The sequence below is a fragment of the Rhizobium sp. CFBP 13644 genome (assembly GCF_014842165.1).
In the GTDB taxonomy this organism is placed as follows: Bacteria; Pseudomonadota; Alphaproteobacteria; order Rhizobiales; family Rhizobiaceae; genus Agrobacterium; species Agrobacterium tumefaciens_C.
On the sequence record NZ_JACYVF010000002.1, the window covers coordinates 272,026 to 293,607 of the forward strand.

The 21,582-nt window shown below is 57.3% G+C and carries 26 protein-coding genes; 11 read left to right on the top strand and 15 right to left on the bottom strand.

The window, feature by feature from the left end; genetic code table 11:
* Nucleotides 1–55: 55 nt before the first annotated feature.
* Together IFT53_RS06390 and IFT53_RS06395 are read right to left on the bottom strand one after the other, a co-directional pair.
* The gene (locus IFT53_RS06390) at nt 56–661 is read right to left on the bottom strand and encodes a general stress protein (RefSeq protein WP_042617494.1); all 606 of its coding nucleotides are present in this window, start codon (nt 659–661) and stop codon (nt 56–58) included.
* A gap of 63 nt (nt 662–724) precedes the next feature.
* Nucleotides 725–1,090, bottom strand: coding sequence for a PepSY domain-containing protein (locus tag IFT53_RS06395; protein ID WP_192064354.1), 366 nt, complete (start codon nt 1,088–1,090; stop codon nt 725–727).
* A gap of 228 nt (nt 1,091–1,318) precedes the next feature.
* Here IFT53_RS06395 and ku (IFT53_RS06400) point away from each other — a divergent pair, with 228 nt between their 5' ends.
* On the top strand, nt 1,319–2,110 hold the full coding sequence (gene ku / locus IFT53_RS06400; RefSeq protein WP_192064353.1) for a non-homologous end joining protein Ku: 792 nt from the start codon (nt 1,319–1,321) through the stop codon (nt 2,108–2,110).
* A gap of 33 nt (nt 2,111–2,143) precedes the next feature.
* On the opposite strand, the gene ku (IFT53_RS06405) is transcribed toward ku (IFT53_RS06400), so the two are convergent.
* The gene (ku, locus tag IFT53_RS06405) at nt 2,144–2,965 is read right to left on the bottom strand and encodes a non-homologous end joining protein Ku (RefSeq protein ID WP_192064352.1); all 822 of its coding nucleotides are present in this window, start codon (nt 2,963–2,965) and stop codon (nt 2,144–2,146) included.
* Nucleotides 2,962–3,222, bottom strand: coding sequence for a hypothetical protein (locus IFT53_RS06410; protein ID WP_192064351.1), 261 nt, complete (start codon nt 3,220–3,222; stop codon nt 2,962–2,964). Before IFT53_RS06410 ends, ku (IFT53_RS06405) begins: the two co-directional genes overlap by 4 nt.
* Before the next feature lie 223 nt (nt 3,223–3,445).
* On the opposite strand from IFT53_RS06410, the gene IFT53_RS06415 reads away from it, so the two are divergent.
* Together IFT53_RS06415 and IFT53_RS06420 are read left to right on the top strand one after the other, a co-directional pair.
* Complete coding sequence (locus tag IFT53_RS06415; protein ID WP_192064350.1) at nt 3,446–4,909, top strand: sensor histidine kinase; 1,464 nt, start codon at nt 3,446–3,448, stop codon at nt 4,907–4,909.
* A gap of 3 nt (nt 4,910–4,912) precedes the next feature.
* Nucleotides 4,913–5,278 carry a response regulator gene (locus IFT53_RS06420; protein ID WP_192064349.1) on the top strand — a complete coding sequence of 122 codons (366 nt, stop codon included), beginning with the start codon at nt 4,913–4,915 and terminating at the stop codon, nt 5,276–5,278.
* Between the two features lie 472 nt (nt 5,279–5,750).
* On the opposite strand, the gene dps is transcribed toward IFT53_RS06420, so the two are convergent.
* From dps to IFT53_RS06450, 6 genes are all read right to left on the bottom strand, one after another.
* Nucleotides 5,751–6,257, bottom strand: a complete 507-nt coding sequence (gene dps / locus IFT53_RS06425; RefSeq protein WP_409233670.1) for a DNA starvation/stationary phase protection protein Dps — start codon at nt 6,255–6,257, stop codon at nt 5,751–5,753.
* Between the two features lie 103 nt (nt 6,258–6,360).
* The gene (locus IFT53_RS06430; RefSeq protein ID WP_192064348.1) at nt 6,361–6,624 is read right to left on the bottom strand and encodes a hypothetical protein; all 264 of its coding nucleotides are present in this window, start codon (nt 6,622–6,624) and stop codon (nt 6,361–6,363) included.
* Between the two features lie 123 nt (nt 6,625–6,747).
* The gene (locus tag IFT53_RS06435) at nt 6,748–8,265 is read right to left on the bottom strand and encodes a tripartite tricarboxylate transporter permease (protein ID WP_192064347.1); all 1,518 of its coding nucleotides are present in this window, start codon (nt 8,263–8,265) and stop codon (nt 6,748–6,750) included.
* A gap of 93 nt (nt 8,266–8,358) precedes the next feature.
* A complete protein-coding gene (locus IFT53_RS06440; protein ID WP_042617484.1) occupies nt 8,359–8,853 on the bottom strand; it encodes a tripartite tricarboxylate transporter TctB family protein in 495 nt (164 codons plus the stop codon).
* Nucleotides 8,850–9,794, bottom strand: a complete 945-nt coding sequence (locus tag IFT53_RS06445) for a Bug family tripartite tricarboxylate transporter substrate binding protein (protein WP_192064346.1) — start codon at nt 9,792–9,794, stop codon at nt 8,850–8,852. The genes IFT53_RS06440 and IFT53_RS06445 overlap by 4 nt, the downstream gene beginning before the upstream one ends.
* Before the next feature lie 243 nt (nt 9,795–10,037).
* Nucleotides 10,038–11,105 carry an ABC transporter substrate-binding protein gene (locus tag IFT53_RS06450; RefSeq protein WP_192064345.1) on the bottom strand — a complete coding sequence of 356 codons (1,068 nt, stop codon included), beginning with the start codon at nt 11,103–11,105 and terminating at the stop codon, nt 10,038–10,040.
* A gap of 80 nt (nt 11,106–11,185) precedes the next feature.
* Here IFT53_RS06450 and IFT53_RS06455 point away from each other — a divergent pair, with 80 nt between their 5' ends.
* Both IFT53_RS06455 and IFT53_RS06460 read left to right on the top strand, forming a co-directional pair.
* The gene (locus IFT53_RS06455) at nt 11,186–11,863 is read left to right on the top strand and encodes a response regulator (RefSeq protein WP_042617780.1); all 678 of its coding nucleotides are present in this window, start codon (nt 11,186–11,188) and stop codon (nt 11,861–11,863) included.
* Nucleotides 11,863–13,239, top strand: a complete 1,377-nt coding sequence (locus IFT53_RS06460) for a sensor histidine kinase (RefSeq protein ID WP_192064344.1) — start codon at nt 11,863–11,865, stop codon at nt 13,237–13,239. The genes IFT53_RS06455 and IFT53_RS06460 overlap by 1 nt, the downstream gene beginning before the upstream one ends.
* A gap of 36 nt (nt 13,240–13,275) precedes the next feature.
* Here IFT53_RS06460 and IFT53_RS06465 read toward each other — a convergent pair whose 3' ends face one another.
* The 4 genes from IFT53_RS06465 to IFT53_RS06480 form a co-directional block, all read right to left on the bottom strand.
* Nucleotides 13,276–13,644 (bottom strand): hypothetical protein, encoded by a 369-nt coding sequence (locus IFT53_RS06465; protein WP_192064343.1) that lies wholly within the window; start codon nt 13,642–13,644, stop codon nt 13,276–13,278.
* 107 nt (nt 13,645–13,751) lie between these two features.
* Nucleotides 13,752–14,636, bottom strand: coding sequence for a formyltetrahydrofolate deformylase (gene purU, locus IFT53_RS06470; RefSeq protein ID WP_192064342.1), 885 nt, complete (start codon nt 14,634–14,636; stop codon nt 13,752–13,754).
* Nucleotides 14,637–14,825: 189 nt separating this feature from the next.
* The gene (gene hutX, locus IFT53_RS06475; protein ID WP_192064341.1) at nt 14,826–15,356 is read right to left on the bottom strand and encodes a heme utilization cystosolic carrier protein HutX; all 531 of its coding nucleotides are present in this window, start codon (nt 15,354–15,356) and stop codon (nt 14,826–14,828) included.
* A gap of 3 nt (nt 15,357–15,359) precedes the next feature.
* On the bottom strand, nt 15,360–15,707 hold the full coding sequence (locus tag IFT53_RS06480) for an antibiotic biosynthesis monooxygenase family protein (protein WP_192064340.1): 348 nt from the start codon (nt 15,705–15,707) through the stop codon (nt 15,360–15,362).
* Between the two features lie 177 nt (nt 15,708–15,884).
* On the opposite strand from IFT53_RS06480, the gene IFT53_RS06485 reads away from it, so the two are divergent.
* From IFT53_RS06485 to IFT53_RS06495, 3 genes are read left to right on the top strand one after another with little or no spacing between them, the layout of a single operon-like run.
* Complete coding sequence (locus IFT53_RS06485; protein ID WP_192064339.1) at nt 15,885–16,760, top strand: heme/hemin ABC transporter substrate-binding protein; 876 nt, start codon at nt 15,885–15,887, stop codon at nt 16,758–16,760.
* Nucleotides 16,757–17,848 (top strand): iron chelate uptake ABC transporter family permease subunit, encoded by a 1,092-nt coding sequence (locus IFT53_RS06490; RefSeq protein WP_192064338.1) that lies wholly within the window; start codon nt 16,757–16,759, stop codon nt 17,846–17,848. Before IFT53_RS06485 ends, IFT53_RS06490 begins: the two co-directional genes overlap by 4 nt.
* A complete protein-coding gene (locus IFT53_RS06495; protein WP_192064337.1) occupies nt 17,845–18,627 on the top strand; it encodes a heme ABC transporter ATP-binding protein in 783 nt (260 codons plus the stop codon). Before IFT53_RS06490 ends, IFT53_RS06495 begins: the two co-directional genes overlap by 4 nt.
* Before the next feature lie 9 nt (nt 18,628–18,636).
* Here the strand turns inward: IFT53_RS06495 and IFT53_RS06500 are convergent, their stop codons facing one another.
* The gene (locus IFT53_RS06500) at nt 18,637–18,993 is read right to left on the bottom strand and encodes a YbaN family protein (protein ID WP_192064485.1); all 357 of its coding nucleotides are present in this window, start codon (nt 18,991–18,993) and stop codon (nt 18,637–18,639) included.
* 189 nt (nt 18,994–19,182) lie between these two features.
* Here IFT53_RS06500 and IFT53_RS06505 point away from each other — a divergent pair, with 189 nt between their 5' ends.
* The 3 genes from IFT53_RS06505 (at nt 19,183) to IFT53_RS06515 (ending at nt 21,455) form a co-directional block, all read left to right on the top strand.
* Nucleotides 19,183–19,578 carry a VOC family protein gene (locus tag IFT53_RS06505; protein ID WP_192064336.1) on the top strand — a complete coding sequence of 132 codons (396 nt, stop codon included), beginning with the start codon at nt 19,183–19,185 and terminating at the stop codon, nt 19,576–19,578.
* A gap of 36 nt (nt 19,579–19,614) precedes the next feature.
* Nucleotides 19,615–20,307 (top strand): uracil-DNA glycosylase, encoded by a 693-nt coding sequence (gene ung, locus IFT53_RS06510; protein WP_192064335.1) that lies wholly within the window; start codon nt 19,615–19,617, stop codon nt 20,305–20,307.
* 80 nt (nt 20,308–20,387) lie between these two features.
* Nucleotides 20,388–21,455 (top strand): DUF2218 domain-containing protein, encoded by a 1,068-nt coding sequence (locus IFT53_RS06515; protein ID WP_192064334.1) that lies wholly within the window; start codon nt 20,388–20,390, stop codon nt 21,453–21,455.
* The last annotated feature ends 127 nt before the right edge of the window (nt 21,456–21,582 follow it).

Consider the following 21,582-nt stretch of genomic DNA (forward strand, 5'->3'; position numbering starts at 1 on the left):
CCAGACGTAGAAAAGGCCGCCCAAGCGGGGCGGCCTCTCGCATTTCCAGAGACGCTTACATACCAGGACGGTTGTAGCGCATGCGCTCTTTTTCGATCTGGTCGGCATCATATGGGTCAAGCGTATCGTCGAATTTCTGCCAACCCTGCTCGTTGTAGGCTGTGCGACGGTCTGCTGGATCAACCCAGTTGGAGCGCTTCAGAACGGCTTCAGCTTCTGGCGCCATGGCGTCATCTACCTTGGCGGTGACGATGGTGCCGCCACGACGTACGCCTTCAGCGTAGACATGCGCATCATCTTCAGAAACGCCGGAGTCCGTCAGCGCGCCGACGATGCCGCCAGTTGCGCCACCTGCAACAGCGCCTGCAACCGCACCCGCTGCTGTGGCAGCAAGCCAACCAGCCGCGACGACAGGGCCAACGCCTGGGATAGCCATGATGCCAAGGCCAGTCAGAAGACCGCCAGCGCCGCCCACGACGGCACCAATGCCAGCACCTGTGCCAGCGCCTTCGGCAGCATTCGACTCGTCGGTGTCGTGGCGGTTATTCGCATTGTTGGAAACGATGCTGATATCATCAGAAGGAACGCCAGCGGCTTCCAGTTCGGTTACTGCTGCGCGGGCATCGGCGTGATCATCGAATAGTCCGGTAATTGTTTTCATGATTTGGTCCTCATAATTTGATTGGCGGCGCTAAAGTCTCGGAGGTTTCTGGAACCTCGAACGTTACTTGGCGACGACGTTGCCCTGGTAATCCATGGAGATCATGACGGCCTTGCCATCCTTCATTCCGCCTGCCATCCAGATGCCCTTGTCGTCCTTCTTCAGGTCCTTGACATCGGTGTAGCCAGCTTCCTGAATGCGGGTCTTGGCTTGCTCTTCAGTGAAGCTGTTCGCGCCTTCAACAGGGGCGGTCGGATTTGCAGTTTCCGGTGTTGCGACAGCTGGCGTGTTGCCATCTGTGCTAGGCGCTGGAGCCGTTGTGGTTGGCGCAGGCGTTGCAGGTGCCGTTGTGGCAGGTGCAGATGTCTGGGCAGCAGCCGACAGGGCAGTGGCGCTCAGCAGCGCCGCTGCAAGAATGAACTTTTTCATGGTGGTTTCCTCTCATTCGGGCGGTTTGTACAGCTCCGTGGTGAGGTAACCGACGGTGGGATCATTCGTTCCATATTAGTAAAATAAAATGGAGCAGATGGGCTCCTTAAGCCGACATCATCGTCAGCGTCTGGACGAAATGGACGGCTATTCCATGAGGGCTCGCGGCAACGATGTTGGGCTTTCCTAGTTATGCTATGGCGCTTGAAAAACGGGAGTTTGAAATCCATGCCACAACACGCTTTTTGGAAAGGACACCTCAGGCTTTCGCTGGTCACGGCAGCCGTTTCGCTCACACCTGCGACGACCGAGAGCGGTAAGGTGCGGTTTCACATTCTCAACCGCAAAACCGGCAACCGGGTGGAAAGCCATTATGCAGATAGCACCACCCATAAGAAGGTGACGGACAAGAACCAGGTCAAGGGTTTTCCGAAGGAAGATGGCAGCTTCGTTCTGCTGGAAGATGACGAGATTGACGCGGTGGGGCTGGAAAGCACCAAGACCATCGATATCCAGACATTCGTGCCAGCGGGTTCCATTGACTGGGTCTGGTGCGATCGCCCGCATTTTCTCAAACCCGAAGACAAGATTGGCGCCGAGGCTTTCGGCGTTATTCGCGATGCTATGAAGGCCAACAACGTCGCGGGCATAGCGCGGCTGGTCATCTATCGTCGCGAGCATGCGGTTCTGCTGGAGCCATCGGGGAAGGGCATCATTTTATGGACGCTGCATTATGTTGATGAGGTGCGCGAAACCATGGACACTCTTGATCCGAAGATGAAACTCGATCCAGAACTTGTCTCAATTCTGGAGAAGAAGATTGAGAAAAACACTGTGGCGTGGAAGCCATCCATTGCTCAGGATACCGTGCAGAAGAAGATCAAGACGCTGCTGAAGTCCAAGGAAAAGACATCCGGTGCACGCCAGGCAAAGTCCGCGCCAGCCAAGAAGACTGGCGGCAATGTCATCAACATTATGGATGCGCTGAAAAAGAGCCTCGCTAAGGAAAAGCGAGGCTGAAGTCTTTTGAGATAGAAGCGGGCGGCGGTTTGGTCAGCCTGCCTTTTTGGCTCTTGTCTTCGCGGCGGGCTTGTCGTCCTTGCCTCCAGCTGCGCTGCGGCGCAACGCTTCCTTCAGGTCCACAACATTGTCGCGCTTTTCCTCGACAGGCTTCTTGATTGCCCGCCCTTCGATCTTGGCTTTCACCAGTTCGGCAAGCGCATCATTATATCGGTCGGAATAGGCCGAGGGGTCGAATTTCCCCGCGCGTTTCTTGATGATGTGGCCAGCCAGTTCCAGCATTTCCTCGTCAAACTCCTGATCCGGCACGGATTTGAACGTCGCCGTATGGGAGCGGACCTCATAATCGAAATTGAGGGTGGTCGCGATCAAGGCCTTGCCATGGGGCCGGATGATGAGGTTTCGGTTGCGGCGAAAAAGAACCGCCTCGCCAACCGCTGCCACGTTTTGGCGCTGCATCGCTTGAGCCAGAAGGCTAAGCGCATCTTCGCCATCTTCATCCGATGCGGTCAGAAAATAGGGTCGGTCGAAGTAGAGCTTGTCGATCTCGTCGATTGCGATGAATTTCTGGATAGCAATCGCCTTGTTGCTATCCGGCATGATCTGCGCGATCTCATCGCCCTCGACAATGATGTAGTCGCCATTGTCGAGTTCGAAGCCACGCACCTGATCTTCTTTTTCGACTGGCTCCCCGCTGTCGCTATCGACATATTGGCGCTCGACGCGGTTGCCTGTCTTGCGGTTGACGATGTTGAACGAGATTTTTTCCGTCGAGGTAATCGCCGAGTACAATCCAACTTCGCAGGTGAAATCGTCAAACTTGATCTGACCGCGCCAGCTTGCCCGCCTTGTCATGACGCCGAACCTTCCGCGCTGAGCCTCATATGTGTCACGGTCCGGTTGGCGGCGCGCATGTCATCGGCTGTAACGACCGGAATGGGGTCGGACGCCATGGCTTCCAGCACCTCTGGCGAAAGTGCACCGTTGCGCATCACCCATTCCATCGCCTCGCGGGTCTCTCTTTCGGCGCGCAACTGTGCGTGCAGCGCCAGTATCAGGCGGTCTTTCGGATCAAAGCGTTGCTGGTGTGGCTTTTGCTGAACTCTGGACATGAGCCGTTCCTCGCAAATTATTTACTGCGTTCCTAGCTTCTCTAACGTCAGCATCTGTTGGTCGTTCCATGCTACGGCTCGACCTATGGTTTTTCTGGCGGTTCGTGATAGGTTGTCGGAGCTGATCGGATCTGCCCGTTTGCCCGGTCTGCAATTCATCATGGAACCAAATCGAACGAAATTTGTTATCGCCTACGGCGATATCGATACATGCGGGGTTAGCTTGAATTTTGTAGGGGGTGGCGAATGCGGAGACCTGTTCCGTAGCTTCGATTGGGAAAAATGCGCTCTGGGCGTTCCTGATGCGTGGCCGGTAGAGTTGCAGACGCTTGTCAACGTCATGCTGGGTTCGCTTCAGCCCATGCTGATCGTTTGGGGACCGCAGCAGATTACCATCTACAACGACGGTTACGCGGCCATGTGTGGCAACCGCCATCCTGCGGGATTTGGGCATCCGTTTCGCGACCTCTGGTTTGACATATGGGATGCCGTTGACCCCATCATATCCGCCGCCTATGCCGGGCAGGGCACCTCGATGGATGACATCGAATTCGTGATGCATCGAAAAGGCTACCCGGAAGAAACGCATTTTTCCTTCTCCTACACGCCGGTGCGAGACCAGGCGGGTGTGGTGCTTGGAATGTTTTGCGCCTGTGCGGAAATCACCAACGAAATCATCGTTCGCCGCGAACAGAAGAGCATGCAGGAGAAGCTTCTTCAGATTTTCGAGATGTCTCCTGCTGGTATCGCGACATTGAGCGGGCCAAACCATATCTTCGAATTTGCCAATGAAGAATATTATTCGATGATCGGCGTCGGGCGCGACATTATTGGACGCTCGGTTGCGGATGCCGTTTCGGAAGTGGTCGACCAGGGCTTCATCGATTTGCTGGATACCGTCTACAAAACCGGTGAACCCTTTGCTGCGCGTGCCAGACCCATAGAGCTTAATCGCGGGCCCGATGGTGAGAAGCAGAGCCGGATGATCGATTTTGTGTATCAGGCGATGCGATCTTCATCCGGAGAGATCACCGGCATTCTAGTGCAGGCGCAGGATGTGACGGAAAAACTGGCGGAGCAGAAGCACAGGGAACTGATTTCCCATGAGCTTGGCCACCGCCTCAAGAACCAGCTTGCCATGGTTCAAGCCATTGCATCACAGACACTTCGTTCTGCCGGTGATCTGAATGTTGCTCGTAAAACGTTGTCGGCACGAATTGGTGTTTTGAGCGCCGCCCATGACACGGTCATACAGGGTGGCCTCGGCACGTCCCAGGTTCATAAACTCGTCAACCAGTTGCTTGAGGTCCATGATGATCCGGCGATGACGCGCTTTACGGTCTCCGGGCCAGTTCTGCGTGTCGGCTCACGTCCATCGCTTTCACTGTCGCTCATAATGCATGAGCTTGCGACCAATGCTATCAAATACGGCGCTCTCTCGGTGCCGGAAGGCAGGGTGGATATTCGATGGGGGATTGCGGGAGAGGCCAAGGACCGGTTTGAACTGTCCTGGACGGAAAGCGGCGGTCCGCCGGTTGACGTGCCGCAGCGTGTCGGTTCCGGGTCGCGCCTCATCAAGGCGGGCATTGCTGGCGCTGCCGATACTCTTGTGGACATTGTCTATGATCCGGCAGGCGTACGCTGCGTTATCTCTGCGGAGCTTGCCAGTTTTCAACAGGAGCATTGAGCAGTGACATCATGCCTCCTCGTAGTTGAAGATGACGGGCTGATCCGCCTTGATCTCGTGGATATGGTCACCGATCTCGGATTCGCTACCCTCGAAGCACCAACGGCGGATCGGGCGCTTCAGATGCTCGAAGCCAGTACCTCAATCCATGCCATCTTGACCGACATCGACATGCCCGGCTCTATCAACGGGCTTGGGCTGGCAAATGTGGCGCACCGTCGCTGGCCCGAAATCAAGGTGATCGTCATCTCGGGACGGTATAATCCTGCTGAAGGTGTGTTGCCGCCCGGTGCCGTGTTCCTGACCAAGCCGGTATCGCCCGAGCACCTCGAAAAAGCCTTGTCGGATATCGGCCTTTTACCTCTGTAACCTGCGGCGAGTGCAACATCGTTACAGGCAAGCAACGCGCATAGTGGAGCTTCAGGTCCAAGGAAATAATCGTTGATATTTCGTTAATATCTGATTCGACAGGCGATGCGATCAGGTGTAAAAGATAGGCGTTCCTGCAGTATAAAGCCGATAAAATGCATCTTTGGGAGGATGGGCCTTGTCGTACCTTGCATTTCAACGGGTAGGCACGCAACTATCGCCTCAGCAGGTTAGTGATCTGCAAACTATATTTGATGGCGTATGTTTCGAATGCCTGGAAGACAGAAGCAGTCATGTTGCCAATGAATGTGCAGCAGTTCTGATCAGAAGCGCCCAACGCGGCATTCTGGACCATGAGATGTTGCGCGATATTGGCAAAGCGGTTTTGCGCCGCCACTGAAGGATTATCTAGCTTATATTGAAAGCGCCCGGTGGGTTCCGGGCGCTTTTCTGTTGCGTCAGCTATAACGGATCAGGCTTTTTCCTGAACGTGTGCTTCCAGGAACCAGAGTGCCTTGTCGAGATCACGCGATGCGGCAGTGAAGATATCCGCAGTGTTGGCATCTCCAGCATCATCCGCCTCATCGATCGACTTGCGAATGAGATTTGCCACGTCGCCGTAACGCTCGATGAGTTCATCGAGGTGGTCCTGAATCTTGTAGATATCGGTCGGATAGGACTTCAGCTTGGACGTGGACGTTACGGCCTGAACACTGCCAAGCGCTGTGCCGCCAAGCTGAACGGCACGTTCGGCGATCGTGTCGCTGTGCTTGTCGAGCTGCGCACGGAATGTATCCAGCAACTCGTGGACGCCGATGAATTGCGGACCTTTGAGGTTCCAATGCGCCTGCTTGGTGACAAGAGACAGATCAATAACGGATGCCAGCGACTCGTTCAGCAGGCCGATGACAGTGGCCTTGGCATTGGACGGTAAATCGTTTCTTGTCTTATGGGTTCTCATTTTTCTCTCCTGAAACATCAATCAAGGGTGTTTTTGAAACATGCAGGAAAGCAACGAGTTAGCCCGATAGTCGTTCCATCTGTCTTTATGATGTTTGACCGGAACCAATGATGATAACGGTCTATCTGTCCGAGGGCAGATCGCTCATGATCTCGCGGTTCAGAAGAATGAGAGATCGATCTGATGCGATGCGGTAGGTCTCGTAAGCGCGGCGTCCATCCGACATCATGAAGTCATGGTTCACGGTGCTGCCAATGGGTGATTTTGTAAGCTTCGTGGCTGGCTGTCCACCATAGGTGATGCTGCCGGGAATAGGCTCAACGCCTGATGTAGCGGTGGTGCATGAGGTGAGTGCGGCGACGCACAGGAGCGCAAGTCTGTTCATAGGAGTTCCTCGTCTCGGGATCATTGCTTCTGTCCTAACACAGATGCGGCTTTTGCGTTCCGGGCATAAAAAAGCCCCGCATCCTTTCGAATGCGGGGCAGGGACCTTGGGAGGGTCGCTTTATCAGTCTTCGTTGGCCGCCAGCTGCGACAGCACCTCACCCCGACCGCGCATGCGCATGATGAGCGGGATCAGGAACGCAGCCGCCGCCACGATAAACAGGCCAACGGCAATCCACGATGTGAAGAGGACCGAAGGATCGCCCTGGCCGATGGCCAGCGCGCGGCGCAACTGCTGCTCGGCCAATGGTCCGAGGATGAGGCCGACGACCGCAGGTGCAATCGGATAGCCGAAAATGCGCATCACATATCCGAGGATACCAAAGGCCAGCAACATGCCGAGTTCGAACACGGAAGGGTTTGCGCCGATCGTGCCGAGCGTCGCAAACAGCAGGATGCCAGCATAGAGCCATGGCTTCGGAATAGTCAGCAGCCTTACCCACAGGCCAATCAGCGGCAGGTTGAGAACCAGCAGCATGACGTTGGCGATGAACAGGCTGGCAATCAGTCCCCAGACGAGCTGCGGATTGGTTGCAAAGAGCAGCGGACCAGGCTGAAGGCCGAATTGCTGGAAACCGGCCAGCATGATGGCAGCCGTTGCCGTTGTCGGCAGGCCGAGCGTCAGCAATGGCACGAGCGTACCAGCCGCCGATGCGTTGTTGGCCGCTTCTGGACCGGCAACGCCTTCAATGGCGCCATGGCCGAATTCTTCCGGGTGCTTGGAAAGCTTCTTTTCCGTCGCATAGGACAGGAAGGTTCCGATTTCAGCACCGCCCGCTGGCATTGCGCCAATCGGGAAGCCGATCAGCGTGCCGCGCAGCCATGCTTTCCAGGAGCGCGACCAGTCCTGCGCCGTCATCCAGACGGAACCCTTCACGGCTTCAACCTTGTCAGGTCCGCCCTGACCCTGAGCGACGATATAGAGCGTTTCGCCGATGGCGAACATGGCCACGGCAAGCGTCGTGACTTCGATGCCATCCAGCAAATCAGGAACGCCGAAGCTCATGCGCGTCTGGCCGGTGAGCTGGTCGATGCCGACAATGGCCAGTGCAAAGCCGATGAACAGGGATGTGAGACCGCGCAGAGCCGAATCACCAAAGGCAGATGACACGGTGACGAAGGCCAGCACCATCAGCGCAAAATACTCGCGTGGCCCGAACACCAGCGCCAGTTTGACGATGTAAGGTGCAACGAATGCCAGTGCGACGGTTGCGATGAGACCCGCCACGAAGGAGCCAATGGCCGCTGTCGCGAGAGCCGGTCCGCCGCGACCCGCCCGCGCCATCTTGTTACCTTCCAGCGCGGTGACGATGGAGGCACTTTCGCCGGGTGTGTTGAGCAGGATCGAGGTTGTCGAGCCGCCATACATGCCGCCGTAGTAAATACCGGCAAACATGATCAGCGATCCGGCGGGATCCAGCTGGTAAGTGACAGGCAGAAGCAGCGCTACAGTCAAGGCAGGGCCAATGCCGGGCAGAACGCCGACCGCCGTACCCAGCGTAACGCCGATCAGCGCATAGACGAGGTTCATCGGTTGCGCTGCAATCGCAAGGCCTTGCAGCAAGAAATCAAAAGTACTCATGGACAGTTGTCCCCCTGTCGGGTGAAGCCGCGGCTCACGTATAAGACGCGCTCGCGGGGCTTCATGTCTTGTTGTGATCGGTTGGGCTGGCTGTTAGAAAAACAGCCGTTCCAGAGGTCCAGCAGGCAGCGACAGTTGCAGCAACTGGGCAAAAATGACCCAAATCACGAAGCTGAACACGATGCCGATTGGGATTGAAAACCACAGCTTGCGTTTGCCGAAGGCGCGCGCCGTGAAGGCAAACAGCAGGCCCGTTGCAATGGAGAAACCGGCAACATTCAGCAGCAGCATCTGCGCGGCAAGACCGGCAATCACCCAGAAAACGGGTCCCATTTCCTGTTTGTCACGGGCTGGAAAGTCGTTGCGCCAGGCTTCGATTGCCGTCCAGATTGCCAGTCCGATAAGACAGAAGGCAATGGCGTAGGGAACGGTAGCCGGGCCGACGGGCGAATAACCGGTGACGCTGGCAAGGCGCGCTGAATCCCAGAAGATGACAGCGGCGACGATGACCAGAAACACTGCTATCGCGAACGCCGCCCAATCAGGGCGGCGCTTTGAAGGATGTGAAGGGGTTGAACCCTGGCTCATTTTACCAGTCCAATGTCTTTGAGAATGGTTTCAGTCGCGGCAGTGTCTTTTGCAAGCTGTGCCTTGAACTCGTCACCGGCAAGATAGGTGTCCATCCAGCCCTTGGTCTTGAGTGTTTCCTGCCACTTGGCAGACTTCACCAGCTTTTCGACATCTGCGCTCACAGCCTTCTGCTGCTCAGCTGTCAGGCCGGGAGGGGCTGCAACCATGCGCCAGTTCTGAACCACGACGTCGAGGCCGCTTTCCTTCAGCGTCGGCGCGTCGATGCCAGGGATCTTGGCGTCGCTGGAGATTGCCAGAATGCGAACGGTGCCGGACTTAACCTGGCTTTCGAATTCGCCATAGCTGGAAATGCCGGCTGTGACCTGTGCGCCGAGGATGGAAGCAAGAGCTTCACCGCCGCCGGAGTAAGCAATGTAGTTGATCTTGGTTGGATCAACGCCTGCAGCCTTGGCAATCAGGCCCGCTGTGATGTGGTCCGTGCCGCCAGCAGAACCGCCACCCCAGGATACGCTGCCCGGGTCTTTCTTCAGCTGCTCGATAAGCTGGCCGATGTTCTGGATCGGTGAGGATGCAGGAACAACGATGGCTTCGTATTCACCGGTCAGACGCGCGATAGGCGTAACGTCCTTCAGCGTAACAGGTGCCTTGTTGGTGAGGATCGCGCCCACCATGACGTAGCCGCCAACGATGAGGGAATTCGCGTTGCCCTTCTGCTGGCTTGCAAACTGTGCAAGACCAATGGTGCCGCCAGCGCCGGGAACGTTTTGAACCTGAACGCGCTTGGAAATGCCTTCTTCCTGCAACACGCTCTGCATGGAGCGCGCAGTCTGGTCCCAGCCGCCGCCAGGATTTGCCGGTGCGATGATGGTGTAATCGGCTGCTGCCGCGGGAAGTGCCATAGCGCCTGCGAGAAGCGAAGCGATGAGGAAATGCTTCAAAGTGAACCCTCCTTGATATGCCGTTTCGGCATTGTTTTGATCATAGCGGAAGGGCCGGCACGGACGACCTCAAGGGCGGCAAATTGCGCCCCGAATTGTCTGTCGCGTGAAACATTCCTCCCGCTTCTTCAGTCCGCCTCCACGGATGAACGAAGAATTGCACAGCACCATAGAAAGCTGTCATTTAACTGACGCCGTGCAACCCTCAAGCGTCTTTACTGTCTATTAATTTTTGAAATTCGTCTACTGGGCGCGTAACGCTTCATTCCAACGTTCGATGATGCGCGCGCGCTTGACCTGATCGAGATAGACCATCAAGCCCGGGCTGACGGGAACCGGGCGCAATTGTGCGCCGTGAATGGCCTGCATCATGTTGGCGGTGTTTTCTCCCGCGACATCGGGACTGACGGCGGGAATCTGCAACTGCCGCGCCATGATGGTCTGGCCTTCCTTGGACATGAAATATTCCAGATAGCGGCGGCCAAGCTCTGCATTTCTGGCAGCGTGCGGCACAAGGCCGATCCGCGACATGACCACGGTGTAATCCTTCGGCAGTACAATGCCGACATCGGGATGGCGTGATGCCCAATCTGCCGCATAGGAGCCGAGAATATTATAGCCCATGACGAAGCGGCCGTCTGATATGCGCTCCAGAATGGCGCCGCTGGTGGAGTAAACCTTCACCCCCGCCGTGCCCATGCTCTTGATGACGTTCCAGATATCGCCGAACTGCTCCTGATCGCGAGACATGAACAGAAATCCGACGCCGGAGCGTTCAATGTCATAAGTGGCGATGCGCCCGTGGATTTCCTTGGCGTTGCGTTCCAGATACTCCACGAATTCGGCGCGGCTGGCGGGCGGACTGGCGTTGGCGAAACTCGGCTTGTGGTAAACGAAGACGGCGGGCTCGAATGTCAGCGCGTAAGCGGTGTTGCGCCAGTTGGCCCAGGCGGGCCAGCGGTCACTCATGGGCAGATCGGATCGCTGCGCATAGCCGTCATTGCTGAGCTTGACCTGCAGGTCCATGGCAGATGAGAAGGCGAAATCGGCGGTTTTCTCGCCTGCGTCGGTTTCCCTAACGATGCGATCATAGATCTCGCTTGTCAGCATATCCTCATATGACACCGCCACATCCGGGTTGGCTTTTTGAAAACCCGCGATCATCGGCATCGCCAAGGGCTCATCAAGGGAAGAGTAAACGACGAGCGTCGGCGCATCGGTTTTGCCTGAGGGAGCCGGAAACACCATTGGCTGCGCCTGTGTGCCGCCTGCAACGGTGATGAAAAGACAGAGAAACAGAAGAATACGCATGGAAAAGATCATGCCGCACCCACTTGCCATTCACAAGACAGGAACGCTCCGATAAATTTCGGCCAAATGGAGGGCGTGGCTTGCGAATTCTGCTGGTGGAGGACAATCCGGTTCTGTCCGAGGGGCTTTCGGCGCTGTTGCGCGGAAGCGGCTATGCCGTGGATGTGGTGTCGGATGGCGCATCTGCCGATGCTGCAATTGCAGCGGAGAGCTTCGATCTCGTCATTCTCGATCTCAACCTGCCTGAAATGGATGGCATCGACGTGTTGCGTTCTATGCGCGCGCGACAGGACAAGGCGGCGGTGCTGATCCTGACCGCACGCGGTACGCCGGAAGAGCGGGTGAAAGGGCTCGATCTCGGCGCTGACGATTACATGATCAAGCCTTTCGACATTACGGAATTCGAGGCGCGGGTACGGGTGCTTCTGCGCCGCAATGCCGGGCTGCGCTCGTCTTCTGTCCAGTTCGGCAAAGTGTCGTTCGATCTGACATCGCGGACCTTCTCAGCCGATGGCCATCCGATTGATATTCCGGCACGGGAGGTGGCGCTGTTAGAAGTTCTGTTCATGCGGGCTGGAAAGGTGGTGGCCAAGGAGGCCATCGTTCAATCGCTGACCGGCTTTGACGATGAGCTTTCCGGCAATGCCATCGAGCAATATGTCAGCCGGTTGCGCAAGCGGCTCGGGCCGCATGGTCTCACGGTGAAGACGGCGCGGGGCATAGGATATTACCTCGAAAAGCTGCCGGAGATGGCTTGATGAGGCAGGTGGCCTATTCGCTGCGTCGGCGTCTTCTTGGCTGGCTGCTGATATCGACGGCGATCATTGGCTGCATCGCGCTGGCAGATACCTACCGGGAAGCCATCAATACTGCCAATATCGTCTCTGATCGTGTTCTGTCAGGCTCTGCATTGGCCATTGCCGAGCGGGTGGTGGTTTCCGAAGACGGGTCGCTGGAAGTCGATATTCCCTATGTCGCGCTCGAAATGCTCACCTCTGCGGCGCAAGACCGCGTGTTCTACCGCGTCAACGGGCCGAATGGACAGTTTCTCACCGGCTATCAGAACCTGCCGTCCGTGAGCGGCTTGCGCAGCGATGCTCCGGTGTTTGTGGATGCCGAGTTTCGCGGCGAGCCGATCCGGGTGGCGGCGATCCAGCGTTTCGCATCGACCGGGGTGAATTCGGTCCCGTTTTCGGTGACGGTGGCCGAAACGACGATTGCGCGCAGCCGTCTGGCGCAGGCCATCATCCTGCGTTCGGCGCTGCGGCTGCTGTTCATGATTGTCGGTGCGGCCATCATTGTGTGGATTGCGGTAACGATTTCGCTGCGTCCGCTCTACCGACTTAGCGAAGCCATTGCTGAACGCAGCCCCAATGATCTGCATCCAATCCGCCAGTCGGTGCCGGTCGAGGTCGAGAACCTCGTGGAAACCGTCAATTCTTTCATGGTGCGGCTGCAATCGGCGCTGGATGCGCTGCGGCACTTCACCGGCAATGCCAGTCACCAGCTGAGAACGCCGCTGGCCATTATTCGCACGCAGCTTGCCCTTTCGGCCCGCGCATCCACGCTTGAGGATGCACAGGCCGCAGCCCGCAAGGGCGATGCTTCTGTGGCGCATGCCGAGCATATTCTGGCGCAACTTCTACGCATGGCCAATATCGATGCGGCAGGATCAGGTGAGAAGCAGAGCCTTGTGAAGGTGGACCTTGCATCGCTGGCGCAATCCATTACCGCCGACTATATCCCCGTTGCCGCTGAGGCCGGGATCGATCTTGGCTTTGAGCAGATTGATGAGGCTAGCATCATGGCAGAACCTCTGCTGTTGGGTGAATTGCTGGGCAATCTCATCAGCAACGCCATTGCCTATGCCGGACGAGGGACGGAAGTGACTGTGCGGGTGCTGCGCGATGGCGCGGCCGCATGTATTGAGGTTGAGGATAATGGCCCTGGACTATCCGCAGAAAAACGGGCCGTGGTGCGGCAGCGTTTTGCAAGGGGAGAGGGCAATGCAGCGCCGGGTGCGGGGCTTGGGCTTGCGATTGTCGAGGAGATTGCCGCTTTCTTCAATGGCAGGCTGGCACTGGAAGATGGCGCCGGCGGGCGTGGATTGAAGGCGACTGTGCGGTTTGCATGAAGCGGCGCAAGCGCGCCGCTTCTATTTCGCCTTGGATCAATCGTTGATCTTGTCGATGAGCTGCATCAGCAGATCGCCGCAGGCCTTCATGGGCTCGTCATCGGCGCATTTGATGTCGATTTTTGTTTCGCCCTGTTCGATGCGGAAATGCGCACCCTTTGAAGGCGGTGGAGGCGGAGGCATCATCATGCGGTCGCGCATGCCGTCTCGCGGGCCACCATGTCTTGGGCCGTCATCTTTAGGGCCGCCTGGCATGGGCTTTGGTGGTGGAGGCGGCGGTGGTGCGTCTGCCATGGGCTCGGTTTGCGCAGGGGCTGGCGGCGGCGGTGGCGGGGCTGGCTGTTGGGCAAGCGTTGACCCCGCCGCGAGAAGAAACGCGGTACCGGAAATGATAAGCTTTTTCATGAGGGAGACCTCTGTGTTTGACAACACAGGAGCAACGGCTGCACGCGGCAGTCAGTTGCTCCCGTTCGCAAATAAAGTCTCAGGTCCCCCAAATCTTCGTCGCTATTTTAGCCCATGCGCTCCGAAGCGTAGGAGCCGGGGCTTGGCGGGAAGACCACCGTGCGGTTGCCATTGATGAAGGTGCGGTGGTGGATGTGGGCGTGGATGGCGCGGGCCAGAACCTGGCTTTCCACATCGCGGCCAAGCGACACATAGTCTTCTGCCGACTGGGCGTGGGTGACGCGCACCGTATCCTGCTCGATGATCGGACCTTCATCCAGATCGGCGGTCACGTAATGGGCCGTCGCGCCAATCAGCTTCACGCCGCGCTCATAGGCCTGCTTGTAGGGGTTCGCACCCTTGAAGCTTGGCAGGAAGGAGTGGTGAATGTTGATGATCTTACCAGACATTTTCTGGCACATCTCGTTGGAGAGAACCTGCATGTAACGGGCGAGGACGATCAGTTCGGTGCCGGTCTGGTCAACGATGTCCATGATCCGGGCTTCAGCCTCGGGCTTATTTTCCTTCGTCACCTTGATGTGGTGGAAGGGAATGTCGTGATTGACGACGACCTTCTGGTACTCGAAATGGTTGGAAACCACGCCGACGATATCGATTGGTAGAGCGCCGATCTTCCAGCGATAAAGCAGGTCATTCAGACAGTGGCCGAAGCGCGAGACCATCAGAAGCGTCTTGGTGCGCTCACCTTCGCTGAAGATTTTGGCCTCCATGCCGAATTCCGTGGCGATGGGCGCGAAGCCTGTCTGCAGCGCCTCCATGCTCTGGCCTTCCTCGGAAATGAAGGAAACGCGCATGAAGAATTTGCCGGTTTCGAGGTCGTCGAACTGGGAACTGTCAACGATGTTGCAACCCTTGCCCGCCAGATAGCCCGATATGGCGGCGACGATTCCGCGCTTGGATGTGCAGGCTACGGTCAAAACATAGGTTGTCATAGGTTTCCCCTCATCGATGTGTTGCAACGCCTATAGCGCAGGTCGAGCATGGCGCAAAGCCTTACCCTTTCAACGTCTTATCAAGGCCTTGGATTCATAGGACATCACGGGCAGGGCAAGCCATGCCGGAAGCGACATAGGATGTTCAAAGCAAAGCCGCCATGGCGATGGCCGTGGCGGCATTCGCTATCATGATGTGCGGTAACTGTCGCGCAAGGCTTCGAATTTCGCCACCTGCTCGCCGATCAATTCCTTGCTTTCATCCCGCCTTACGAAAAGCTTGAACATGGCGCTTCCGCTCGCATTCATGAACCACACGGAGAGTGACCGGCGTCCATGGAACTGGCGATCGACAAAGGTAACCGACGCGCAATTGTCCTTCTTGATGTGGCCGCCGATGGGGCTATCGCCGTGAATGTTGAACCAGCCATGGCCTTCGGTGCCTTGAGGCAGGTGGCCCGGCACCTCGAAAACAATATCCGGTGTCTGCACAATCATCAGGACTTCGCCCCAGCATCGCAATTCATTCCAGAGATTCAAGAAGTCTTGCGCAGGCGCGGAGACGGCAGCGCCATCAGGCAGAATGGAAAGAACCTCTGCCGCCGTTACATTGGCCGTGGCCGCGATGGCTTCGACCACGCCATCAGGTTTTTCTGCCAGAGCGGCTCTCGCTCTCTCTAGCCGGGCAGTGTCGGTTTCAGAACTTGCGTTCGCCGTCATGTTTCAAGCCGCAACGGGGTGGTCTTGCCCGTCCTTGCCTTCGTGAATGATGACGTCGAAGCCTTCGAAATGCGGGCCTGACAGATATTCGACCTTGCCACGATTGTTTCCGGCATTGGCATGGGCGGCACGGAACTGCTCGGATTTCGTCCAGGCGGTGAAATCGTCCTTGGTGGCCCAGACTGTGTGGGAGGCGTAGAGCGTGTGATCCTCAGCCTTCGGACCCTTCAGCATATGGAATTCCAGATAGCCCGGCATTTCGGCGAGATGACGCTTGCGCTCGCGCCAGATGGTCTCAAATGCTTCTTCAAAACCCGGCAGGACGCGAAAGCGGTTCATGGCAATAAACATCGATAGTCTCCTTCGAATTTGCGGTGCCGGATTTGCCCCCGGGACCCTTATGCTCCGAAATATAAAAGATAACGAAAATAGTCAACTTATCGGATTGTCTGGCATTTAAAGATGTGTAATTAACTCAACTTATATGGCGTGCAGGCTGTAGCGCGCCGCATTTTTCAGGATGACGACATGCCGCTTTTTCGACGCTCATTTGCTTTCGGTGCCCTCCTGGCGCTGGTCCCGATCATGGTTCATGCATCCGATACAGGCAACCCGCAGGCGAAACGCATTGTGGCGCTGGGTGGCACTGTAACGGAAATTCTCTATGCACTGGGTGCCGGAGATCGCATTGTGGCGCGGGATTCGACCAGCAGCTATCCGGCGGATGCGCTGTTAAAGCCAGATGTCGGTTACATGCGGGCACTCTCTTCTGAAGGCATTCTGTCACAAAAGCCTGATCTCATTCTGTCCGAGGATGGTGCCGGTCCTGCGGATGTGATCGGCATCCTCAAAGCGAGTGAAGTGCCGATGGTGACCATCGACACGCCACCGGAGGGACGAGCCATCGCGCCGAAAATCGAGGCCGTCGGTGCAGCCGTTGGCCTGGAGGAGAAGGCGAAGGCACTGGCAGCGCAGGTTGATGCGGACCTTGCTGTTCTGGCGAAGGACGTCTCTGATGTTGGAGACAAGAAGAAGCGGGTGCTGTTTGTTCTGTCCACCGCTGGCGGTCGCATCATGGCGGCGGGCAAGGACACGGAAGCAGCAGCCATTATCGAGATGGCGGGCGGCGTCAATGCCGCCCAGGATATCACCGGCTACAAGCCCCTGACCGATGAGGCCGTGATTGCGGCTGCCCCTGATGTGGTTCTGACCCTGCAGCGGGGAAGCCATGCGGCCAACCCCGACGAAGTTTTCGGCTTTCCGGCCTTCCAGTCCACACCCGCTGCCGCGTCCAAATCGCTGATCAGCATGGATGGACTTTATCTGATCGGCTTTGGTCCGCGCACCCCCGCCGCTGGCCGTGAGCTGGCCGCAAAGCTTTACCCCGGCGTTGTTAAGCCGTGAGCATTCTGGCTATGAGCGAAGTCGCAGGTCCTGTTGCAGGCGACCGGTCGCGCAAGGGTGCCATCACCCTTGTCGCGCTGTGTGTGTTTCTGGTTTTTGCCTGTTTCGTGTCGCTGGCCAGCGGGCCGACAGGCGTGGGGCTGCACGAACTTGTTTTGTATCTCACCGGCCATGCGCAGACCATGGAGCCGCGTGACCGCGTGATCCTTGAAGCCGTTCGCTTGCCACGCACCGGCCTCGGCCTGATGATCGGGGCGTCCCTTGCCGTTTCCGGCGCCATGATGCAGGGACTTTTTCGAAATCCGCTGGCAGATCCCGGTCTCGTTGGCATCACATCGGGTGCCGCACTTTTTGCAGTCGCCGCTCTGGCGTTGGGTGGCAGTCTGCTCGCGCCACTTTCTGTTGTGTTCGGCGTTCACTTCCTGCCACTCATGGCCTTCATGGGCGGATTGCTGAACACGATGCTGCTCTACATGATTGCGACCCGTAACGGGACGACATCGACCAGTGTTCTGATCCTGGCAGGCATCGCGCTGGCCGCGCTGAGTGCGGCCTTGATGGGCCTGATGATTTTCATGGCCGATGACCGCGCCCTGCGCGACATTACCTTCTGGAGCCTGGGTTCGCTGGGTGGCGCTACGCCGCTCAAGATCTGGACGACGCTGCCGTTCTTCCTCGTCATCATTGTCAGCATGCCCTTCGTTTCTAGAGGGCTTGATGCTTTGATTTTGGGCGATGCCGCCGCCTTTCATATGGGCATTCCCGTGCAGCGCCTGAAACGCCTCGTCATCGTGGCCGTTGCCGCCGCTTGTGGCGCAAGCGTTGCTGCGGCTGGTTCCATTGGTTTTGTTGGCATTGTGGTGCCGCATCTTTTGCGGCTGGTCATCGGCTCATCGCACCGCTTTCTGTTGCCGGCTTCCGCCATTGGCGGGGCAGGGCTGCTGCTGCTGGCGGATAGTTTTGCGCGCACAGTGGCGGCACCCGCCGAATTGCCAATCGGTGTGGTGACGGCGCTGATCGGCGCGCCGGTGTTTCTGTTTCTGCTGTTGGGCCGTGGCAACGGTCTCGGTTTGAGGAATACGTCATGATTTCAACGCGCAATGTGAGCGTGACCCGGTCCGGGCGTCGATTGCTGGACGAGGTCTCGATAGAGCTTCAGCCCGGCACGTTCAGCGTCATTATCGGTCCCAATGGTGCTGGCAAATCCACCTTGATGAAGGTGCTGTCGGGCGAAATGCGCGCAGATGCGGGCGTCGTTTCCTATAATGCCGTGGATATAAAGCTGTTTTCGCCTTTGCAGCTGGCGCGGGTTCGGGCGGTGTTGCCGCAAAGCACCGTTCTGTCATTCCCTTTTACGGTGCTGGAAGTCGTGCGCATGGGGGCGGTGGCGCAAGGTGCGCTGAAGCCTGAAGAACAGGCGCGGGGTGCTCTGGCAAAGGTGGGGTTATCAGGCTTTGAAGGTCGGTCCTACACGCTGCTGTCAGGTGGGGAGCAGCAGCGGGTGCAGTTTGCCCGAACGCTGGCGCAGGTTCCAAACCCTGTCGAAGAGGGCCAGCCGAGGGCGCTTCTTCTGGATGAGCCGACTTCGAGCCTTGATCTCGGCCATCAGATTTCCGTGCTGGAAACCGCCCGCAATTTCGCCAAGGGTGGCGGCGCGGTGCTGGTGGTGCTGCATGATCTCAATCTCGCGGCCGAATTTGCCGATCAACTTATCGTCATGCACGAGGGCAAGGTGACGGCCTGCGGGCCAGCGCTGCAAACCATCAATGACGAGACCATTGCTCGCGTCTATGGCATAGGCGGCACTGTCGGGCGCGTTCCCGCTTCCCATATTCCTTATGTGCTGCCGCAATCGCGGCATCGTTGATGATGAGGGTCACGGGTCAGGCCGGGTGGTGACGAAAAGGGCAGCACCCAGCATGACGGCTGCCACGATGGATGCCCGCAGTGCCGTCGGCTCTGTTCCGAACCAGAAAATCGCGTAACTCATTGTCATCAGAGAGACAGCGGCGATTTTGGCCTTGCGTGGAATGGCGCCTTTTTCCCGCCAGTTGCGTAAGGACGGCCCGAATTTTGGGTGCGACAGGAGCCATGATTCCAGCTTTGGAGACGACTTTGAAAAGCACCAGAGCGCAACGAGGAGAAACGGCGTCGTTGGCAAAACAGGCAGAAACGCACCGACAATGCCGGTGGCAACCATGAGCCAGCCAAGACAGAGATAAAGGATGCGCATGACTGCCGGTATCATGAGTTCAGGGCTCATGATAGTGCGAAAAGACCGGCGGTTGGCATATATGCTGTTATCTGCCATCCGCCTCAAAAGGGCCTCAAGGGTTGAAACCGGCGCGTTCTGCCTTTATCAGCCTTGCCTAATGCCTGCGAGGATTAGCAGGCCACCAATAAACAAGAAGAAGGTATCACCATGGCCAAACTTATTCACTCTATGGTCCGGGTGCTGGACGAAAAGCGTTCGGTGAGTTTTTACAGCCAAGCTTTTGGCCTCGACGTGGCTGCGCGTTACGAGTTCGAAACCTTTACGCTTGTGTATCTGAGCAATGCCGAAGGTGACTTCGAGCTTGAGTTGACGGTCAACAAGGGCCGTGAAGTGCCCTATGCACTGGGCGATGGCTACGGCCACATTGCCGTCAGTGTTGAAGATGTGGATGCCGAGCATGCGCGCCTGACAGAGTCCGGCCTCACCGTTGGAAAGATCGTCAACGCGGAATATAAGGGCGCGCCATTCGCCAAATATTTCTTCATTTGCGATCCCGATGGGTACAAGATCGAAGTGCTACAGCGCGGCGAACGGTTCAAGTAAGCAGCGACAAATCGAGTGCAGGGCGAGGGCAGGGCCATGGTAGACGCAGGCGTGAAACTCGATGAGAGCTGGAAGCAGGCTCTCACAGCCGAATTTTCCAGCCCTTACATGCAAAAGCTCAAGGATTTTCTGCTTGCCGAGAAAAATGCCGGCAAGCAGATTTTTCCCAAGGGCGCGGAATATTTTCGGGCGCTTGATCTGGCACCGCTTCCTGCGGTCAAGGTCGTTATTTTAGGGCAGGATCCCTATCATGGCGCGGGACAGGCGCACGGCCTGTGTTTTTCCGTTCAGCCGGGCGTGCGCACGCCGCCATCGCTGGTGAATATCTACAAGGAACTGCAGAGCGATCTTGGCATTGCACCTGTCCAGCATGGCTTTCTGGAAAGCTGGGCGCGCCAGGGCGTATTGCTGCTCAACAGCGTTCTGACGGTCGAGGAAGCGCGTGCCGCCTCTCATCAGGGACAAGGGTGGGAGAAGTTTACCGACGCGATCATCCGCAGGGTCAATGACGAGTGCGAAGGCGTGGTGTTTCTGCTTTGGGGCACCTATGCCCAGAAGAAAGCGGCCTTCGTTGACCAGACGAAACATCTGGTACTCAAATCCCCACACCCTTCGCCGCTGTCTGCCCATAATGGCTTTTTCGGCAATCACCATTTTTCCAAGGCCAACGAATTTCTGAGTTCCCGTGGCAGACAGCCGATTGATTGGCAACTGCCGCAAAAAGTGTGACCCGCATCACAAAATCTGCTTTGCGCTTTCACGCATGCTGCTCTAAAGATAACCGGACTGTAATCTGAAGGATTTACGCGGTGTCTTTTTTGTCTGCGCAAACATCTGTCGCTCTTCCCGATCCGGCAGCCATCGTCGATGCTTTTCACGAACATTTTGCCGAACACCTGACCATGACCCGGACCGGTTCCGCCCTGCATTTCGAGGCGGATTACGGCAATGGTACGTTTGAAGCGGCAGACGGGCGCTTTGCGGCGCGCATCAATTGCGTGTCGGAAAATGTTCTTCTGTCTGTCAAGGCGATGGTGGCTGAGCATATCGTGGAGTTCAGCGGCGATACGTCTCTCGATTTCCGCTGGGAAGGGCACGGCGCCGATCTGCGGGAGATGCCTAATCTGTTCAGTGGCCGCGTGGTGCGCGGCTATAATCTGACACCGAAAATGCGGCGTGTCGTGATTGCCATCGACGACGGCATCGAGCGGTTGCTGACGGGCGGCCTGCATGTCCGCATTCTCATTGTGCCGGATCAGAAGCGCGAGCCGGTTTGGCCACATCTCTCAAAAACGGGAGCCATTGTCTGGCCGCAGGGTGAAGATGAGCTGACGCGACGGGTCTATACGATCAGGTCAGGCGATAGGTCCCGCGGCGAGATCCATCTTGATTTCGTCATGCATGAGGGAGACGCCATGCCGGGCGCGCATTTTGGCGCAACGGCGGCACCCGGTGATATTGTTGGCATCGTTGGCCCCGGTGGCGAATTGCCGGATGCCGCGACGTATGTCTTCGCAGGCGACGAAACCGCGCTGCCCGTGATGTTGCGCATGGTTGGTGAAATGCCGGCGGGCAAGACAGTGACGGTTTACTCCGAAATTGATGATGAGAACGAGCAGCAGCCTGTCACCTCGCAGGCGCAGGTGACCTGGAACTGGCTGCACCGCAAGGGCCAGGCCGCTGGCGGTGCAGGCCTGCTGGAAAAGGCGCTGCGTGATCATCCGTGGGGCGATCATCAGGGTCTCCATGTTTTCGTCGGCTGCGAAAAAGCTGAAGCGCGCACCATCAAGAAAATGCTGATGGATGAGGCTGGACTGCCGAAAACTGCGCTTCACACGGCGGGTTACTGGGTCAAAGGTGCCAATGACGACCACTGATCGGTCGCGCTAAAGCTGTTTGTTTTACGCATTGCGGACGCAAAACCGGTTCCCACTTTTGCTGCAATTGCTCCAGTTGCTGAACGACGCTGCGGCGTCGTTCACAGATTCAGCACAATCCGTTCTG

What these genes read in the sequence shown, in the direction of transcription:
- IFT53_RS06500 (WP_192064485.1), bottom strand. Translation starts at nt 18,993, where the DNA reads ATGCGCATCCTTTATCTCTGTCTTGGCTGGCTCATGGTTGCCACCGGC.
- IFT53_RS06430 (WP_192064348.1), bottom strand. Translation starts at nt 6,624, where the DNA reads ATGAACAGACTTGCGCTCCTGTGCGTCGCCGCACTCACCTCATGCACC.
- IFT53_RS06480 (WP_192064340.1), bottom strand. Translation starts at nt 15,707, where the DNA reads ATGTTTATTGCCATGAACCGCTTTCGCGTCCTGCCGGGTTTTGAAGAA.
- hutX (WP_192064341.1), bottom strand. Translation starts at nt 15,356, where the DNA reads ATGACGGCGAACGCAAGTTCTGAAACCGACACTGCCCGGCTAGAGAGA.
- IFT53_RS06495 (WP_192064337.1), top strand. Translation starts at nt 17,845, where the DNA reads ATGATTTCAACGCGCAATGTGAGCGTGACCCGGTCCGGGCGTCGATTG.
- ku (WP_192064352.1), bottom strand. Translation starts at nt 2,965, where the DNA reads ATGACAAGGCGGGCAAGCTGGCGCGGTCAGATCAAGTTTGACGATTTC.
- IFT53_RS06435 (WP_192064347.1), bottom strand. Translation starts at nt 8,265, where the DNA reads ATGAGTACTTTTGATTTCTTGCTGCAAGGCCTTGCGATTGCAGCGCAA.
- ku (WP_192064353.1), top strand. Translation starts at nt 1,319, where the DNA reads ATGCCACAACACGCTTTTTGGAAAGGACACCTCAGGCTTTCGCTGGTC.
- IFT53_RS06410 (WP_192064351.1), bottom strand. Translation starts at nt 3,222, where the DNA reads ATGTCCAGAGTTCAGCAAAAGCCACACCAGCAACGCTTTGATCCGAAA.
- ung (WP_192064335.1), top strand. Translation starts at nt 19,615, where the DNA reads ATGGTAGACGCAGGCGTGAAACTCGATGAGAGCTGGAAGCAGGCTCTC.
- dps (WP_409233670.1), bottom strand. Translation starts at nt 6,257, where the DNA reads ATGTTTCAGGAGAGAAAAATGAGAACCCATAAGACAAGAAACGATTTA.
- IFT53_RS06465 (WP_192064343.1), bottom strand. Translation starts at nt 13,644, where the DNA reads ATGAAAAAGCTTATCATTTCCGGTACCGCGTTTCTTCTCGCGGCGGGG.
- IFT53_RS06395 (WP_192064354.1), bottom strand. Translation starts at nt 1,090, where the DNA reads ATGAAAAAGTTCATTCTTGCAGCGGCGCTGCTGAGCGCCACTGCCCTG.
- IFT53_RS06450 (WP_192064345.1), bottom strand. Translation starts at nt 11,105, where the DNA reads ATGCGTATTCTTCTGTTTCTCTGTCTTTTCATCACCGTTGCAGGCGGC.
- IFT53_RS06440 (WP_042617484.1), bottom strand. Translation starts at nt 8,853, where the DNA reads ATGAGCCAGGGTTCAACCCCTTCACATCCTTCAAAGCGCCGCCCTGAT.
- IFT53_RS06485 (WP_192064339.1), top strand. Translation starts at nt 15,885, where the DNA reads ATGCCGCTTTTTCGACGCTCATTTGCTTTCGGTGCCCTCCTGGCGCTG.
- IFT53_RS06460 (WP_192064344.1), top strand. Translation starts at nt 11,863, where the DNA reads ATGAGGCAGGTGGCCTATTCGCTGCGTCGGCGTCTTCTTGGCTGGCTG.
- IFT53_RS06390 (WP_042617494.1), bottom strand. Translation starts at nt 661, where the DNA reads ATGAAAACAATTACCGGACTATTCGATGATCACGCCGATGCCCGCGCA.
- IFT53_RS06505 (WP_192064336.1), top strand. Translation starts at nt 19,183, where the DNA reads ATGGCCAAACTTATTCACTCTATGGTCCGGGTGCTGGACGAAAAGCGT.
- purU (WP_192064342.1), bottom strand. Translation starts at nt 14,636, where the DNA reads ATGACAACCTATGTTTTGACCGTAGCCTGCACATCCAAGCGCGGAATC.